Annotated in this window: 13 protein-coding genes; all 13 read left to right on the top strand. The window is 46.0% G+C overall.

Annotated elements, in window-relative coordinates:
• The first annotated feature begins 32 nt into the window (after positions 1-32).
• The 13 genes from CSX02_RS08530 (at position 33) to CSX02_RS08470 (ending at position 18310) form a co-directional block, all read left to right on the top strand.
• Complete coding sequence (locus tag CSX02_RS08530; protein WP_099386353.1) at positions 33-2375, top strand: RelA/SpoT family protein; 2343 nt, start codon at positions 33-35, stop codon at positions 2373-2375.
• Between the two features lie 98 nt (positions 2376-2473).
• Complete coding sequence (locus tag CSX02_RS08525) at positions 2474-3094, top strand: MBL fold metallo-hydrolase (RefSeq protein ID WP_099386352.1); 621 nt, start codon at positions 2474-2476, stop codon at positions 3092-3094.
• Entirely contained in the window at positions 3091-4614 is a 1524-nt protein-coding gene (hemZ, locus tag CSX02_RS08520) for a coproporphyrinogen dehydrogenase HemZ (protein WP_099386351.1), read from the top strand. Before CSX02_RS08525 ends, hemZ begins: the two co-directional genes overlap by 4 nt.
• 36 nt (positions 4615-4650) lie before the next feature.
• The gene (gene hisS / locus CSX02_RS08515; protein ID WP_099386365.1) at positions 4651-5910 is read left to right on the top strand and encodes a histidine--tRNA ligase; all 1260 of its coding nucleotides are present in this window, start codon (positions 4651-4653) and stop codon (positions 5908-5910) included.
• A gap of 21 nt (positions 5911-5931) precedes the next feature.
• A complete protein-coding gene (locus CSX02_RS08510; RefSeq protein ID WP_143248164.1) occupies positions 5932-6999 on the top strand; it encodes a lysylphosphatidylglycerol synthase transmembrane domain-containing protein in 1068 nt (355 codons plus the stop codon).
• Between the two features lie 123 nt (positions 7000-7122).
• Positions 7123-8883, top strand: a complete 1761-nt coding sequence (aspS, locus tag CSX02_RS08505) for an aspartate--tRNA ligase (protein ID WP_099386349.1) — start codon at positions 7123-7125, stop codon at positions 8881-8883.
• Positions 8884-9050: 167 nt separating this feature from the next.
• Positions 9051-9470 (top strand): 6-carboxytetrahydropterin synthase QueD, encoded by a 420-nt coding sequence (gene queD / locus CSX02_RS08500; RefSeq protein ID WP_099386348.1) that lies wholly within the window; start codon positions 9051-9053, stop codon positions 9468-9470.
• A gap of 11 nt (positions 9471-9481) precedes the next feature.
• A complete protein-coding gene (queE, locus tag CSX02_RS08495) occupies positions 9482-10150 on the top strand; it encodes a putative 7-carboxy-7-deazaguanine synthase QueE (RefSeq protein WP_099386347.1) in 669 nt (222 codons plus the stop codon).
• 19 nt (positions 10151-10169) lie between these two features.
• Positions 10170-10742 carry a GTP cyclohydrolase I FolE gene (gene folE, locus CSX02_RS08490; protein WP_031544694.1) on the top strand — a complete coding sequence of 191 codons (573 nt, stop codon included), beginning with the start codon at positions 10170-10172 and terminating at the stop codon, positions 10740-10742.
• A 36-nt stretch (positions 10743-10778) separates the two neighbouring features.
• Entirely contained in the window at positions 10779-11465 is a 687-nt protein-coding gene (queC, locus tag CSX02_RS08485) for a 7-cyano-7-deazaguanine synthase QueC (protein ID WP_099386346.1), read from the top strand.
• A 20-nt stretch (positions 11466-11485) separates the two neighbouring features.
• Positions 11486-11977 carry a preQ(1) synthase gene (gene queF, locus CSX02_RS08480; RefSeq protein ID WP_099386345.1) on the top strand — a complete coding sequence of 164 codons (492 nt, stop codon included), beginning with the start codon at positions 11486-11488 and terminating at the stop codon, positions 11975-11977.
• Between the two features lie 704 nt (positions 11978-12681).
• Positions 12682-16656, top strand: a complete 3975-nt coding sequence (gene pulA, locus CSX02_RS08475) for a type I pullulanase (RefSeq protein WP_242970449.1) — start codon at positions 12682-12684, stop codon at positions 16654-16656.
• Positions 16646-18310 carry an alpha-amylase family glycosyl hydrolase gene (locus CSX02_RS08470; protein WP_099386344.1) on the top strand — a complete coding sequence of 555 codons (1665 nt, stop codon included), beginning with the start codon at positions 16646-16648 and terminating at the stop codon, positions 18308-18310. The genes pulA and CSX02_RS08470 overlap by 11 nt, the downstream gene beginning before the upstream one ends.
• The last annotated feature ends 163 nt before the right edge of the window (positions 18311-18473 follow it).

Below are 18473 nucleotides of genomic sequence, written 5' to 3'. Positions count from 1 at the left end.
AGATTATATTTTAGAGGAAAGGAGGAGTCTGTATGGCTGATATAACACCGGAAGAATTAGAACAGATTGAGCGCGAATTCCATTCGGGTCCGGGCACAATGAACGAGACAAAAGAATTTGCAGATCCGGACGAATTATATCAGGATCTGGTGGATGCCATTCATCGTTACCACCCTTCAGCAGACTTGTCCTTAATTGATAAAGCCTATCGGGTGGCTTACAAAGCACACGAAGGACAGATGCGCAAATCGGGTGAGGCATATATCATCCATCCGCTTTGCGTGGCAACCATTCTCGCAGGGCTGGAATTGGACAAAGAAACCATCGCAGCCGGATTGCTTCATGATGTACTTGAAGATACCGTCATGAACGATCAGGAGATGATTGACGAATTCGGAGAGGAAGTATTCCTGCTGGTAGATGGTGTGACAAAGTTGCAGCATCTGCATCTGACCGATCATAACCTTGACCAGAGCCAGAAGAATGCAGAGCGTCTCGAGATGCAGGCCGAGAATCTGCGCAAGATGTTTTTGGCAATGGCAAAGGATATCCGTGTCATCATGATTAAGCTGGCCGACAGACTGCATAATATGCGTACGCTGAAATACCAGTCAGCGGAGGCACAGCTTCGTATCGCCAGAGAGACGCAGGAGATTTATTGTCCGATTGCACAGCGACTCGGTATCAGCAAGATCAAGATAGAGCTCGAAGATCTCTCGCTGAAATATATCAATCCGGAAGCATATTACGATCTGGTAGAAAAGATTGCATTGCGCAAGAGCATTCGCGAGACCTATGTACAGGGTCTGGTGGATTCGGTGCGCGAGCAGGTGGATGGTGCCGGCATCAAGGCCGAGATTTCCGGACGCGCAAAACATTTCTTCTCTATCTATAAGAAGATGGTCAACCAGAACAAGACCATCGATCAGATTTATGATTTGTTTGCAATCCGTGTGATTGTGGAGAATATCAGGGACTGTTATGCAGTTTTGGGTTTGATGCATGAAAAATACAAACCGATTCCGGGGCGTTTCAAAGATTATATTGCAATGCCGAAACCGAATATGTATCAGTCTTTGCATACGACTTTGATTGGACCGAGCGGACAGCCGTTCGAGATTCAAATTCGTACCTTTGAAATGCACCGTACCGCGGAATACGGTATCGCGGCGCATTGGAAATACAAAGAACAAAATAATAATAATGTTACCAATACTACAGTATCTGAGGAGGAGAAGCTCAGCTGGCTGCGCCAGATTCTTGAATGGCAGCAGGACATGTCGGACAACAAAGAGTTCATGAATGTCTTAAAGAGCGATCTGGATTTGTTCTCCGATACGGTATTCTGTTTTACCCCTTCGGGCGATGTCATGAATTTGCCGCACGGTTCCACACCGATTGATTTTGCTTACAGCATTCATTCGGCAGTCGGCAATAAAATGATTGGTGCAAAGGTCAACAACAAGCTTGTCCCGATTGATTATGTGATTCAAAACGGAGACCAGCTTGAGATTATCACTTCACAGAATTCGCGCGGACCGAGCCGTGACTGGCTCAAGATTGTCAAGAGTACGCAGGCCAAGAACAAGATCAACCAATGGTTCAAGAGCGAACTCAAAGAAGAGAACATTCAGCGCGGAAAAGAATTGATTCTGTCCTATGCCAAGTCTAAGGGCATCAATTTCGGCGAGATCAACAAGCCGGATTATCAGGAAAAAATCATTCGCAAATATGGATTCCACGATTGGAATTCATGTCTTGCGACGGTTGGACATGGCGGATTAAAAGAAAGCCAGATTGTCAACCGCATGTACGAAGAATATCAAAAAGACCATGTGGTTCCGACTACGGATGCAGACATACTCGCATCGGTCGGAGAGGATGGTCAGAAGCCGTTGAGCGCGCATCACCATTCCAAGAGTGGAATCGTAGTCAAAGGACTTTATGATGTGGCAGTGCATTTTTCAAAATGCTGCAATCCGGTTCCGGGTGATGAAATCGTAGGATTTGTCACCAGAGGCCGCGGTGTTTCGATTCATCGTACCGACTGTATCAATATTATGAACCTCAGCGTGGTCGAAAAGGCCAGACTGATTGAAGCAGAATGGCAGGCCGGCGCTGCACAGTCATTGGGCAGCTATCTTGCGGAAATCAAGATTTATTGCAATGACAGACCGGGATTGCTGGTTGATATCAGTAAGATTTTTACCGAAAAGGATGTCAATATTAATTCTATTCATTCCCGCACGAGCAAGCAGGGCATCGCAACCATCGAGGTCATGTTTGAAACGAAGGGACGCGAAGAATTGAATGCACTCATCGAAAAATTACGACAAATCGACAATGTTCTCGAGATTGAGAGAACAACCGGCTAGATGATACAGATGCGTAGCATGAAATTGTTTTTGTGCTACGCTTCTTTTGTAAAAACGGACGGAGTCGACTGAGAACAGAGTCGAGTGAGGATAGAGAAATGAGATTGGAATTGTATGTGGTTGGTCCGGTTCAGACCAACTGTTATTTTGTAATCAATGAGAAGACAAAGGAGATGATTGTGGTGGATCCGGGTGCAAGCGGAGAAGCGCTTGCAAAAAAAGCACAGGAATCCGGATACATCCCAAAGGCGATTCTGCTGACGCATGGACATTTCGACCATTGCGGCGGGATTGACGCATTTCGCAAAATCTATGAAGTCCCGGTATACACTTACGAGGGAGAGCGCCCGACCATTGAACAGGGACGCTATAATCTGAGTGGCGATATGGGACCGGAAACGGCTTATCATGTGGATGAATATCTGCAGGACGAAAAAGAGCTGGATCTGGCGGGATTTCATTTGCGCCTTCTGGCGACACCGGGGCATACGCTCGGTGGATGCTGTTTTTATTTCCCATATGAAAAAGTATTATTTGCGGGTGATACATTGTTTGCAGGCTCTGTCGGAAGAACGGATTTTCCGGGAGGCAGCATGTCGACGCTGGTGCGCTCCATCAAGGACAAACTGATGGGACTTCCGCCGGAAACCGTTGTCTATCCGGGACATGGAGAGGCAACCACAATAGATGATGAGAGGATGAACAATCCATACCTATGATATTGATTTTATTTTCAAAACCGGAATTTGAATATGACATTCATTCGCTGGTCAAGGCCTTTTATGCAGATGAGGAGATTCGGATGTTTTATACCTGCGATCCGTCTGAGGTGCAGGAACAAAATGTCGCCTGTACGCATCATGAGGCAGGCCCTGAATTGGATGGATTAAAGAAAGAGGCACAGGCAATCCTGTCCGTTGATTACGGACAGAAGACCACCCTGAGCTGGAATGAACACACAGTCACCTGCGAGGCGCCAAGCGACCGCAGCGCACACAAGAATCATGTGAAGCAGGCACTGTATGAGTTGCTTTCAAAGGCCACGGGTCGCACACTTCCGTGGGGAACACTGACGGGAATCCGACCGACCAAGATTCCGATGAAATTACTCGAAGAAGGACATAATGAGGAGGAGATTCGCACATATATGAGAGAAACCTATTGTGCGACCCCGGAGAAAATCGACTTATCCATTGAGATTGCAAAGCGTGAGCGCAACCTGCTTGCCACCATCGATTATGACAGGGGATACAGCCTTTATATCGGGATCCCGTTTTGCCCGAGCACCTGTCTGTATTGCTCCTTTACCTCATATCCGTTAAAAGCATGGCGCAATGAGGTGGATCACTATCTCGATGCACTTGAAAAAGAAATTGATTTTACAGCGGAGCACTTTGCCAATCGTCCGCTGAATTCGATTTACATCGGAGGCGGGACACCGACGACACTCGAACCGCATCAGCTGCATCGACTGATTGCCAAAATCAAGCAATCGTTTGATCTGTCACACTGTGTGGAATTCACTGTAGAGGCAGGACGACCGGATTCGATTACCTTCGAAAAGCTGCAGACACTGCACGAACTTGGAATCGATCGCATTTCGGTAAACCCGCAGACCATGAAGCAGGCAACGCTGGATTTGATTGGACGACATCATACGGTTGAGCAGACCATCGAAAGCTTTCATCTGGCCAGAAAGGCCGGGATTGGCAATATCAATATGGATTTGATCATCGGTCTGCCGTCTGAGACACTCGACGATGTGCGCCATACGATGGAAGTGGTGACGGATTTACATCCGGACAATATCACCGTGCATTCGCTTGCGGTTAAGCGTGCTGCGCGATTGACCATTTATAAGGATTACTATAAGGATATGGAGATGGTCAATACGGAGGAACATATGGATTTGTGCGAATCATATTGTCGCAAAATCGGCTTGGATCCGTATTATCTGTATCGTCAAAAAGGCATGGCCGGCAATATGGAAAATGTCGGATATGCTTCACATGGCAAAGCAGGCGTCTATAATATCTTGATAATGGAAGAAAAACAGACTATAATTGCCCTTGGCGCCGGAGCAACGACCAAATTTGTGCTTCCGGAGAAAAACCCAAACGGCACACAACGCATCGAGCGTGTGGAAAATGTCAAAGATGTCAGAAACTACCTTGATCGCATCGATGAGATGATTGCCCGCAAGGCAAACAGAATGCGAGACCTGGGAATAGAAATGTAAATAGAATACAAAGATGTAATGAAGAAAGGAATTATTATGGCACTGAGTAAGAAACCGGTTAACGGCATGAAAGATATTTTACCGGCTGAGATGGAAATCCGCGATTACGTGACACGCGTCATCAAGGATACCTATCGCAGCTTTGGCTTTACCCCGATTGAAACTCCTTGTATGGAAAATATTGCAAATCTTTCCAACAAGCAAGGCGGCGAAAATGAAAAATTGATTTTTAAGGTATTAAAGCGCGGTGAGAAATTAAACCTCGAAACTGCCAAAGAAGAAGCGGATGTGGTTGACTTTGGAATGCGTTACGATCTGACAGTTCCGCTTGCGCGATTCTATTCCAACAATGCGAATAATCTGCCAAGCCCGTTTAAAGCGCTTCAAATGGGAAGCGTATGGCGCGCAGACAGACCGCAGCGTGGCAGATATCGCCAGTTTACCCAGTGCGATATCGACATCCTTGGAGAGCCGAGCAATCTGGCTGAAATTGAATTGATTACAGCAACGACCACGACAATCGGCCGTCTTGGATTCAAAAATTTCGAAATCCGCATCAATGAGCGCCGCATATTAAAGGCAATGGCTGCTTATTCCGGATTCTCGGAAGCTGAATACGACAGTGTCTTTATCACTTTGGATAAGATGGACAAAATCGGTGTGGAAGGCGTTGCGGCCGAACTCGCGGAAAACGGATATGCGCAGGAATCAATCGATAAATATCTGAATCTTTTTGAATTGCTGAATGACAAAAAGGATGTACGCGCCGGCGTGGAATTCCTCAAAGACACTTTGGGCGAGTATCTGGATGAAGAAGTGGTTACCAATATGACGGAGATTGCGGATGCCGTGAATGCGACAAAGGGTGCAGAATTTACGCTGGTATTCGATCCGACACTTGTACGCGGTATGAGTTATTACACAGGTACAATTTTTGAAATCGCAATGCCGGAACTCGGCGCAGCCTGCGGCGGTGGCGGCAGATATGACAAGATGATCGGCAAGTTTACCGGACAGGATGTGCCGGCTTGTGGTTTCTCCATTGGCTTTGAGCGCATTATTTTGCTTTTGATGGAGAGTGGATTCCAAATTCCGGAATCGCCGAAGAAGGTGGCATATCTGGTCGAAAAGAAATATCCGGCAGAAAAGCTGGTTGATGTCATGAAGCAGGCAAGCGATGCCCGCGCAAACGGTCAGCAGGTATTGGTTGTCCGTATGAACAAGAATAAGAAATTCCAAAAAGAACAATTGAATGAGCAGGGTTATGAGGAGTTTGTAGAATTCTTCAACCGATAATATGCGATTTTGGGACAAATTATGGATAAGAGAAAAAAAGATATTATCAAAAAAATATTGATTTTCGGATTCTTCGTGCTGGTAATGGGATTGACGGTGTATGCTGTCTTTTCCGGTACCGATCCGAGGGAAGTCTTTGCAGAAATTGCCAGAATTTCGCCGGTTTATATCGCCTTGATGGTGGCTTCCGTGCTGGGGTATATCGGTACGGAAGGGTTTAAAATTTGGCTTTTAATGGACCGCAGAAAAGGGATTCGCAGATATTTGAAATGTTGTGGATATGCCTTGATTGAATTCTTTTACGGTGGGATTACTCCTTCAGCGTCCGGAGGTCAGCCGATTCAGTTGCTGTATATGAAAAAAGACGGATACAGTTTCACAAAGGGATGTGCGGCAATGAGTTTTAATGCTGTCACCAACAAATTTGTGCTGGCATTTTCGGGACTTGTCATTTTTGGACTTTGGCATGACGGACTGCTACGACTCTTTGGCAGTTATATCATCTGGTATTATATCGGCTGGGGTCTTTTGATTGGATGGACAATCATTCTGACTGCATTTGTTTTTAATCCGGATATTTGCCAAAAGGTTGCCTTAAAACTGGTTGGGATTCCGGTAAAATTACATTTGCTTAAAAACAGGGCGAAGGCTGATCGGGTTGTGATTCATTTTTTCGATGCATATCGCGGCATAGTTACAATGATCAAAGAAAACAAACCTGCGGTGATTGCAGTATTTATGCTTAGCTTTTTGCAGCGGTTCTTCCTGCTTTTGGTCACCTATTGGGTATATATCGGATTGGGTCTGCAGGGCAGAAGTTTTGCATATATTATGGTTGTGCAGTTGGTGGTCGTAATATCTTCCGATATGATTCCGCTTCCGGGAGCGCAGGGAATTTCGGAATATATTTATCACAAAGTATTTTTAGGCGTGTTTGGGGAAGCGTATCTAACGACATCCATGTGCGCATCCCGCGGTGTGAATTTTTATTTTGTTTTATTCATGGGGCTTGTAGTGGTAATAGCCAGAAACTTCCAGTTTAAAAAGCATCATACAACACTCCGGGAAGAAGATTGTGCGATTGACTAGAAAATGACCGGAATTGTTTTTTGACGAAATTAAGATTATGTGATAAAATGCTTTAGTTGCGAAGGTTTCGTGACTAGATCATTTTTTGAACAATAAATATAATGATGATATAAGGAGAATGACATGACACAGTACAGAACACATAACTGTGGCGAGCTTCGCTTAAGTGATGCAGGCAAAAATGTCACTATCTGCGGATGGTTTGAGAATATCCGTAAGGTGAGTAAAAATCTTGGGTTTGTAATTCTTCGTGATTTTTACGGAACGACACAGGTTGTGATTGAAACCGAAGAAATGATGGCAGTCGTTGATGAACTGAATAAGGAGACTACCATTCAGGTTGTAGGAAATGTGCGCGAGCGCTCAAGCAAGAATACTGAGCTTGCAACCGGTGAAATCGAAGTGGTTCCGGAGAAAATCAACGTTTTGGGCAAGTGCCGCTATAATGCACTTCCGTTTGAAATTAACCAGTCTAAGGATGCAGATGAGAACATGCGTCTGAAATACCGTTATTTAGACCTTAGAAATCCGGAAGTAAAGAGCAAAATCGTACTTCGTTCTCAGATTGTTGCAGAGCTTCGTCAGAGAATGACAGAGCATGGATTTATGGAGATTACCACTCCGATTTTGACTGCTTCTTCGCCGGAGGGCGCAAGAGACTATCTTGTACCGGCGCGTAATCATCCTGGAAAGTTCTATGCACTTCCTCAGGCTCCGCAGCAGTTTAAGCAGATTTTGATGGCATCCGGATTTGATAAATATTTCCAGATTGCACCTTGTTTCAGAGACGAGGATGCAAGAGCAGACCGCTCTCCGGGAGAATTTTATCAGCTTGATATGGAGATGGCTTTTGCTTCTCAGGAAGATGTCTTTGCTGTGATTGAGGATGTGATTCCTCCTGTATTTGCAAAATATGGTGTATATAATACAGCATCAAAAGCTCCGTTTGTACGTATTCCTTATCTTGAGGCAATGGATAAGTACGGTTCCGATAAGCCTGATCTTCGAATTGATCTGGTACTTCAGGATGCGACAGAATTGCTTGCAGATTGTGGATTCGGACCATTTGAAGGCAATGTGGTAAAGGCGATTGTCTGTGATGGATTTACAGGTACCCGTAAGCAGATTGATGCTATGTGCGCGGAAGTGGAAATGACCACTGCACAGAAAGCATATTGGTTCAGATTAGATGACAACGGCGACATCGTAGGCGGTATCGCAAAGTTTGTTCAGGATAAAAAAGAAGAAGTCATTGCAAAACTTGGCTTAAAGCCGGGTGATTTTGTAGGCTTAACCGCCGGAAAACTTTTGACCGCACAGAAGACCGCAGGCGTACTTCGCAAGCTGCTTGGCGCTTCCTGCGAGAAACACATGAAGAAAGAATGTTATGAATTCTGCTGGATCGTAGATTTCCCAATGTACGAAATCGGTGAAGAATCCGGAGAATTGGAATTCTGTCATAATCCTTTCTCTATGCCGCAGGGCGGAATGGAAGCACTTCAGACCAAGGATCCGCTGGAGCTGTTGGCTTACCAGTATGACCTGGTTGTAAACGGTGTGGAATTATCTTCCGGAGCAGTCAGAAATCATGATCCGGAAATCATGGTAGAGGCCTTTAAGAAGGTTGGACTCGGGGAAGAGGATGTAAAAGCAAAATTCCCTGCCATGTACAATGCATTCTGCTATGGTGCTCCGCCACATGCCGGAATTGCACCGGGTGTTGACCGTATGATTATGTTAATCTGCGGAGAGGATTCCATTCGTGAAATCATCCCATTCCCGATGAACAAGAATGCGATGGATGTCATGATGAATGCACCTGCAGTTGTAGATCAGAAGCAATTGGATGATGTTCATATTGCAATTGTTCCGGTTGAGGAGTAAAATAACTACACAATTACATAGGACAGTTCGTTTGTACCATCCTGTCCCTAAACAAAACCAGGACTAGACATTCATTTGATTTTTGAGTGAATTTTTAGGCTGTAGGTTTCTCTGCAGCCTTTTCTTTTTTTGTCTGAGTATGTCTGTCCTGATTCAGGAGGAAATTCATGTATTATTTAACCGCAGAAGCTGCTTTTGATGCAGCACATTTTCTTTCGGGGTATGAGGGAAAATGTTCCAATATTCATGGACATCGTTGGAGAGTAATCTTAAAAATAAAATCGCAGAATCTGCAGGAACAAGGCCAGGAACGCGGCATGGTTGTGGATTTCGGAGAGGTAAAAGCCGCTCTCAAAAAGGAGGCGGATTATTTTGATCATACTTTTATCTATGAGAAGGATTCGCTGAAGCCGGCGACGGTAGCTGCACTCGCTGATGAAGCATTTGTTGTGCGCCCTGTGGATTATCGCCCGACGGCGGAGAATTTTGCAAAACACTTTTTTGACCGGTTTGCAGAGCATGGGTTTGAGGTAGATGAAGTGACAGTCTATGAAACCCCGAACAACTGCGCGACTTATCGGGCGTAAGGTGGTGTCATATGGCAAAATTTCAAGTGGTAGAAAAATTCGTCAGCATCAACGGGGAAGGACAAAGCGCAGGTGCGCTTGCCGTATTTATCCGTTTGCGTGGGTGCAATCTCGCATGCAGTTACTGCGATACGAGATGGGCCTGCACGGATGATGCAGAGGCCGTGGAGATGACGGAGGGCGAAATCATTGATTATGTGAAATCGACCGGTGTGACGCGTGTGACTTTGACCGGAGGTGAGCCTCTGCTGGCAAAGTCTATCGATGTGCTGCTGCAGGCATTTGCGCAATGCAGTGACTTGGCGTTGGAGATTGAGACCAATGGAAGTATCTCCATTGCAAAATATGCATCCATGGAGCATGCGCCTTCGTTCACACTGGATTATAAGTTGGCAGGATCGGGCATGGAGCAGTATATGGATGTGAGCAATTTTGCGCTTCTGCAACCGAAGGATACGGTGAAGTTTGTCTGCTCGTCGGTGGATGAGCTGGACCGGGTATGTGAAATTGTGGATCAATACCGGATTTCTGAAAAGTGCCGCGTGTTGATCAGTCCGGTATTTGGTTCGATAGAGCCTGCGGACATGGTAGATTATTTAATATTACATCAGAGAAATGACATTCGACTGCAATTGCAGTTGCACAAGTTTATTTGGGATCCGAATAAACGAGGAGTATAATGCCGGAAAGGAACAGGAAATGGCAATCAACAAAGATTTAATCAAAGAGAGCATTCGAAATATTATTATTGCGCTTGGGGATGATCCGAATCGTGAAGGTGTCAAAGACACGCCGGATCGCGTTGCACGGATGTATGAAGAAGTCTTTGAGGGTATGAATTATACAAATGAAGAAATTGCGGAGATGTTCAACAAGACCTTCGATGAAGATTATTATGATGCCAATAATCAGGACTTGGTATATGTCAAAGACATCGAAGTATTCTCTTATTGCGAGCATCATCTGGCTTTGATGTATGACATGAAAGTGAGTGTGGCATATATTCCGAACCAAAAAGTAATCGGACTCAGCAAAATTGCACGCATCGCCGACATGGCAGCAAAACGTCTGCAATTGCAGGAACGCATTGGCAATGACATCGCAGAAATCATTGAACGGGTGACTGGTTCGCAGGATGTTGCAGTCTTCATCGAGGCAAGCCACAGCTGCATGACTGCACGCGGCATCAAAAATGCCAGCGCAAAAACATATACACAGACTTTGCGTGGCAGATTCCGCACAGAGCCGGATTTGCTGGCAAGATTAAAATAATCAATAATCAGATCATTGTAATTCAGGAGACAAAAGATGAAAGCATTGGTATTAATCAGTGGTGGAATTGACAGCACCACCTGCCTGGCCCTGGCAGTCAAAGAATATGGGCACGAAAATGTAATTGGTTTGTCCATTTTTTACGGACAGAGACATGACAAAGAAATTGAAGCTGCAAATGCGGTTTGTGAATATTATCAGGTAGAGCATATCACACTTGATTTGTCGACGATGTTCCAGTTTAGTGACTGTACATTGTTGTCACATTCCGATGGAGAGATTCCGGAGGAATCTTATGCCGAACAGCTTGAAAAAACCGATGGCAAACCGGTCAGCACCTATGTGCCGTTCCGCAACGGACTTTTCCTTTCCAGCGCAAGTGCAATTGCACTTTCCAAAGGATGCTCAAAGATTTATTACGGAGCACATGCAGATGATGCGGCAGGAAATGCCTATCCTGACTGCTCCGAAGCATTCAATCAGGCAATGAATACCGCAATCTACGAAGGCAGTGGCAAGCAGCTTCAGATTGAAGCACCGTTCATCAACAAAAACAAAGCAGGCGTGGTTGCACTTGGTCTTTCTCTCAATGTGCCATACCATCTGACATGGAGCTGCTATGAAGGACATGACAAAGCCTGCGGCAAATGCGGTACATGCATTGACAGAAAGCAGGCATTTATTGAGAACGGAACTACAGATCCGATTGAATATGAATCATAAGACAGAAAGTGAGAATGAATATGGCAGATCGTAAAGATGAAGGAACATTAACCCTTTTAGGAAACAAGAATAATACCTATCCGGATAATTATGCGCCGGAGATGTTACAGACCTTTATAAACAAACATCCGGACAACGATTATTTCGTGAAATTCAATTGCCCGGAATTTACCTCTCTTTGTCCGATTACCGGACAACCGGACTTTGCAAATATTATTATTTCCTATGTGCCGGGTGAGAAGATGGTGGAGAGCAAGTCTTTGAAGCTGTACCTGTTCAGCTTCCGCAATCATGGCGATTTTCATGAGGACTGTGTCAATATCATCATGAAGGATCTCATTCGTCTGATGGACCCGAAATACATCGAAGTATGGGGCAAATTCACTCCGAGAGGAGGCATCTCGATTGATCCGTACTGCAATTATGGCAAGCCGGGAACGAAGTGGGAAGACATCGCATTCAATCGCCTTGCAAACCACGACCTCTATCCGGAAAAAGTGGATAATCGTTAGAAAGCTACCATTCACAGCCAGCAATCTTGCAATAGCATCCTCGCCCATGGCCCCGGTACGCCCTTCACATTTTGCGAATATTTTAGGCTTTCAATATGCAAAAGGCGAGCATCACTCATGTGTCTTTTGAGAATGAACGATTTTGAAAAAAGGTTTATGAAGTGGCGGACACTTAATTTATTGATATTATGTACTCCTCAGTCTAAGGGATACCCGGGTTCAGACTCCGTTTGCCAAGTGAAATGACAAAATGAGTTTTGTGTTTATAGGCACCATGCATTACGCAACGTCGTGTTGCAATCGCATTTGCGCCGCCTTCCGTGGCGGCGCATGCCTATAAACATCAAAACTCATTTTTATTTCACTAGGTTCACTCCGATTCACCCGGGTATCCTTTAGATTGAGAAGTACATATACGACAGTTTTTGGTGTCCGCCAACTATAAACTTTTTTTCAAAATTGTGCAGGCGTTCAAAAGACACATGAAAATCAGGATGAGAGCTTTTGCATATTAGAAAACCAAAATATTCTTGCAAAGTGAAGGGCGTACCGGGGCCATGGGCGAGGATGCTACTGTAATGAATGCTGTGAATGGTAACGTTAGAAACGAGCGGTACACGCTGACGGTGTGCCGCTTTTTTTTGCTTGATTTTTGAAGACACTCATATTATGATGTTTTCATATGACAGAGTAATAACGAGTCTTTGGGAATCGAGAGAATTGAGGAAATTGTGGAATTCAAATTTGAACATTTAGATGACTACGCGCGCAACCAGTATCGTGAATGGTCAATGGGAAATGGGATTGGAGGTTACGCCGGAGGCAACATCCTCGGCGGCAACAATCGCACGCACCAGGGGTATCTGATTGCAAGCCTGCATCCGCCTGTGGAGCGTTATCTGGTTTTGTCCAAGGTGACGGAGCGTGTGGAGCGTGAGGATATGCCGACAACTGACTTCACCTGTGCAAGACACAGAATGGAAGACGGAACAGTTCGGGCACACAACGGAAATGAATATTTGAAGGAGTTTGTGTATTCAGGATGCGCGAACTTTTTTTATCAGACATTTCGGGAACGGTACCGAAAAACGATAGCCCTACAATACGGACAAAATACCTGCGCGATTCGATATGAAGTGCAGAATGATTCGGATGAACCGATGCGCTTTGTGATGACGCCATTGATCAATTATCGCGAGCATTCTTCTGCCCAGACGGTGGAAGGCTTACAGGAGCTGTTTGACCATACAGGGTCGGGCGATTGTGAGAAAGGGTATTATGTATGGACAGTGCAGGGGCAGCAAATCTGTCTGGCGAGCAGCGAAGGCGTTTTGCATGCGCGCAAAGCCTGCTATGATGTGAATACCATGCTTCAGACAGAGATTGACAATGAGGTGGATGGCCTGGATTGCCATTATCGTCCGTTGGATCTGGTGGTTGAAGTGGCAGCACATGAAAAGAAGACCGTTGCACTTCTTTGCGGTCTGAATCCGGACTGGTCGGAGAAACTGGATGATCGTGCAGCAGTGCTGAATACTGTGAATGAAATAGTGACAGCCGCAGATGCACGCGTGCAGGAGCTGATTGCTTTGGCGGGCGACCGCAAGGTGGATGAAGGATGGAATAATTTTTATGAGAGTCTGGTACAGGCGAGCGATGCGCTGATTGTGCGTCGCGATTCGACCGGATACAAGACCATTCTGGCCGGCCTTCCGTGGTTTACGGATTGGGGACGCGATACGATGATTGCGTTTACGGGTCTGACATTGTGTACGAATCGTCTGGCAGATGCGCGGGAAATCCTTTTGACATTTGCCAAATATGTGCATCATGGAATGGTGCCGAATATGTTTCCGGATGACGGGCAGGATCCGCTTTATAATACGGCGGATGCGTCGCTGTGGTATTTCTATGCGGTACATAAATATCTGGAATATGACCAATCAAAGGAGGGGCGCGCCTTTATCATGCGCGAAATCTATCCTGCGCTGACACAGATTATCGAAGGATATCGCAATGGGACGGATTTTTCGATTTATATGGATGAAGATGGATTGATTCATGCCGGCAGCGGAGTGGACCAGGTGACCTGGATGGATGTCCGCGTCGGTGACTGGGTGCCGACCCCACGCCATGGCAAACCGGTTGAAATCAATGCACTTTGGTATAATGCCTTAAAAATTATGGAGGCGCTGAGCTCTGAGGAGGCCGAAGAATACGGCGCGCTTGCGGAAAAAGTAAAGGCGTCTTATGTGCGCCGCTTCTGGTATGAAGAGGGCGGATATCTCTATGATGTGGTCGATGAGGATGATCCGCAGTTGCGGCCGAATCAGATTTATGCAGTTTCACTCCCGTATTCGTTGCTGGATGAGCAAAAGGAACGCATGGTAGTTGAGAAAGTATATGAGAAGCTGTATGTCGGAGTCGGCTTGCGTTCGCTCTCTCCGGATGATCCTGAATATCATCCGATTTATCAGGGAGCTTTGTCAAAACGCGATGCGGCATATCATCAGGGCACAGCATGGGGCTTCCTGTTGGGCGCATTTGTGACGGCATATGTGAAGGTTATGCGTCGCAGTCTGTCGAAGGCAGAAGTGCATGAAAAAGCATTGCAGTTGCTTGTGCCGGTCAAAGAACATTTGCGTGAAAATGGGATTGGAACGATATCGGAGATTTTTGATGGCGATGCGCCGCATTACGGCAGAGGCTGTTATTCACAGGCTTGGTCTGTCGGTGAAGTGTTGCGTTGCCTGTGTGAGGATATTATGACAGAACAGAAACTGGGAATGACATATCATAAAGACAGGACGACATTGCGCCTGTGGTCGCCGATGGCACAATCCGTCGAGGCGGTTTTGTATCAAACGGGTGATGAAGGAGAACCGATTCGCACAGTGCAGATGACGCGCGATGCAAGTGCTGTGTGGACTGCTGTATTGGAAGGCGATTGTGCAGGGCTGTATTATACGTATCGATGCACTTTTGAGAACGAAGACAGAACAATCAGGCATACAGAGTCTCAGGACCCATATGCGGTTGCGACCGGAGTCAATGGAAAACGCAGTATGATTCTGGATTTGGCGCAGACCGATCCGGATGGTTTTGCAGAGGATGCAGGACCGAAACCGCAGGCGTATACCGATCTGGTGATTACGGAAATGTCGGTGCGCGATACGACGGCGGATGCTTCTATTGATGTCAAAGCGGATACACGCGGCCGATATCTCGGACTGGCGCAGCCGGCTGTGCTCGATTACCTGAAGCAGCTGGGCGTGACGCATGTGCAGCTGATGCCAATCTATGACTTCGGCAGTGTGGATGAGAGCATCCCTGTCGATGAACCGGGCAGAGAACAGTACAACTGGGGCTATGATCCTGTGAATTATAATGTCCCGGAGGGCTCGTATGCAAGTGATCCGTTCGATGGAGCCATGCGTGTCCGCGAAGTGAAAGAAATGATAATGGCATTGCACAAAGCTGGCTTCGGTGTCATTATGGATGTGGTATACAATCACACCTATGATATTGAAAACAGCTGTTTCCAGAAGACAACACCGGATTATTATTATCGCAAGGATGGCGACCGCTATTCGGATGCGTCGGCCTGCGGCAATGAGATTGCCTCAGACCGCGAGATGGTGCGCAACTATATCATCGCATCGGTACAATATTGGATGCGGGAATATCATATCGACGGATTCCGTTTCGATCTGATGGGTGTCCTGGATTGCGAGACCATGCGCGAAATAGAAAAAGCATGTCGTGCCATCAACCCGAATGTGATTTTGTATGGAGAGGGATGGACCGGAGGAGATTCCGTACTTGCGGCAGAGAAACGCGCATTGAAAGTCAATGTACATACGGTCCCGAATCTGGGCGCATTTTCGGATGATTTCCGAGACTGTGTGAAAGGACATGTCTTCTACGAAGAAAAATGCGGATTTGTCAATGGCGCAGCCAAAATGGAAAATGATATGCGCTATGTGATTGTGGCTGCAACGGAGCACCCACAGGTGGATTATAAAAAATATCAATATACAAAGGGCGCATGGGCAAAGAACCCGTGCACAACCATACAATATCTGTCATGCCATGACAATCTGACGCTCTGGGATAAGCTGGCAAAATCCAGACCGGATGCGACAGAAGAAGAACGCTATCGCATGAATCAGCTTGCGGCAGCCATTCTGTTTACTTCACAGGGTGTGCCATTCTTCCTGCTTGGGGAGGAGATGCTTCGCACGAAGCCGTTGCCGGAGACGGGAGAACTGTGCGAAAACAGCTTTAATCGTCCGATTGCGACAAATGCTTTGCGCTATCTGCAGACTGAACCGGTCAAAGAAATGCGCGCTTATTATCAAAAGCTGATTGCATTGCGCAAAATGCATGCGCTGTTTCGTCTGCGCACGGCAGAGGAAATCCGTGAAAAACTGCATTTCTTTGAGCATACCAAAAAGAATGTGGTGGCCTATCATCTTGCGGATGAGACGGAAGAACTGATTGTAATATTCAATGCAAATCCTTCGCAGACGGAAGTATCTTTGAAAAAAGAGCATCTCGAATGCGAAGCTTGGGAGGTTTTGCTGGGACCGGATGATTTCCAGATTGGTGAAAAGAACTGGATTGTTCCGGGAATCAGCGCAGTGGTTGCAGGAAAAAGGAGGAATCATGAAATTTAAGAAATTTGCACACAAGGCACTGGCACTGGTACTTGCAACTGTAGTCGCGACATCTGCCGCTGCCTGTGGAAAACAGGCAGACACACAAAGCGAAGCAGGTAAAACGGTGGATGCCGCAGCAACTGCATGGAAAGAGAATGCCTTGCAGATGCCGCAGGAGGGAGATCATTTCCGCACCTATTATGAGGTATTTGTATATTCTTATTGTGACAGCGACGGGGATGGAATCGGCGATATCAACGGACTACGCTCCAAACTGGATTATATTCAGGATATGGGATATACCGGAATCTGGCTGATGCCGGTGATGCCGTCGCCAAGTTATCACAAATATGACACGACCGATTATCTCAACATCGACAGTGCATATGGCACGCTGGATGATTTCAAGGCTTTTCTGGCAGATTGTCATGAGCGCAACATCGAAGTGATCATCGACTTTGTGATGAACCACAGTAGCTCAGAGCATCCATGGTTCAAGGAAGCATACAAGTATATGCAGAGCCTGGGCAAGGACGAGGAGCCGGATGCGTCGAAGTGTCCGTATGTGGATTATTATAATTTTACGAAGTCTCAGGAAGGCGGATACAGCGAGGTGTCCGGTACGGACTGGTATTATGAAGCACAATTCTGGTATGGCATGCCGGATCTGAACTGGGATAGCGAAGCGGTCAAGAATGAGTTCAAAGACATTGCCAAATTCTGGCTGGATCTCGGTGTGGACGGATTCCGACTGGATGCGGTCATCTATTTCTATTTTGGCAATCATGAAAAGAGCATTGAAGTGCTCAAATGGTTCAATGATTATGTGAAATCGGTCAAACCGAGCGCGTACATCGTGTGCGAAGGCTGGACGGATCAGAATACCTATGCCAAATATTATGACTCCGGCGTAGACAGTATGTTTGATTTCGCATTTGCCGATCAGGGCGGTGTGATTGCAAAGGTGTTAAAAGGAACTGCGCCTGCAGGCAGCTACGGCGCTATGAGCGAAAAAGCACAGGAATTGTACGCGTCACACAACGAAAATGCGATTGATGCGCCGTTCTATACGAATCATGATATGGCGCGTTCCGCAGGTTTCTATCCGGGAGATCTCGGAGAAGCGCGCGTGAAGATGGCGCAGGCACTGAACCTGCTGATGACCGGAAATGCCTTCGTCTATTACGGCGAAGAACTTGGAATGAAGGGATCCGGCAAGGATGAGAACAAGCGTGCACCGATGTACTGGTCAAAAGATGCCAATGCCCAGGGAATGTGCAAAGGACCGCAGGGCATGGATTCGTTTGAAATGAAATTTGATTCGTACGAAGAACAGGCCAAAGCGGATGATTCGATTTACAATTATGTGAAAAGCGCAATTCTGTTGCGCAACCAGAACGAAATCATCCGAAAGGGCAAGGTGCAAAACCTGTCAGATTTAAGTACAGATTATGTGGATGTAATCAAAAAAACATACAACGATGAAGAGATAGTCATCCTGCTCAATGTAGCGGAAGAAGCGCAGACAGTGGATGCTACTTCCTTGAGCATAAATGGAAAAACGGTTGAAAATGCTGAGGTTGCAGGTGAACTGTTAACCGGAGATGAGACGGTTACAATCGAGAAAAATACAATTACGCTTCCTGCTTTTTCGATTCTGGTATTAAAATAGCAGAATCTGTGAGCATCAAATTTAGTAAAATAATATAAAAAAAACATGAAATTAAAGAGTGACCACCAAAGTTTTAAATAGCTTTGGTGGTTATTTTTAACAAAAAACGCGCAACCGGTTGCAAAATAAGAACAGCTATGCTAATTTTGATGTATACAAAAAG

The organism is Agathobacter ruminis, from assembly GCF_002735305.1.
GTDB classification, from domain to species: domain Bacteria; phylum Bacillota; class Clostridia; order Lachnospirales; family Lachnospiraceae; genus Roseburia; species Roseburia ruminis.
Note: the sequence above shows the minus strand (reverse complement) of the source record. Positions and strands in the feature narration are given on the sequence as shown.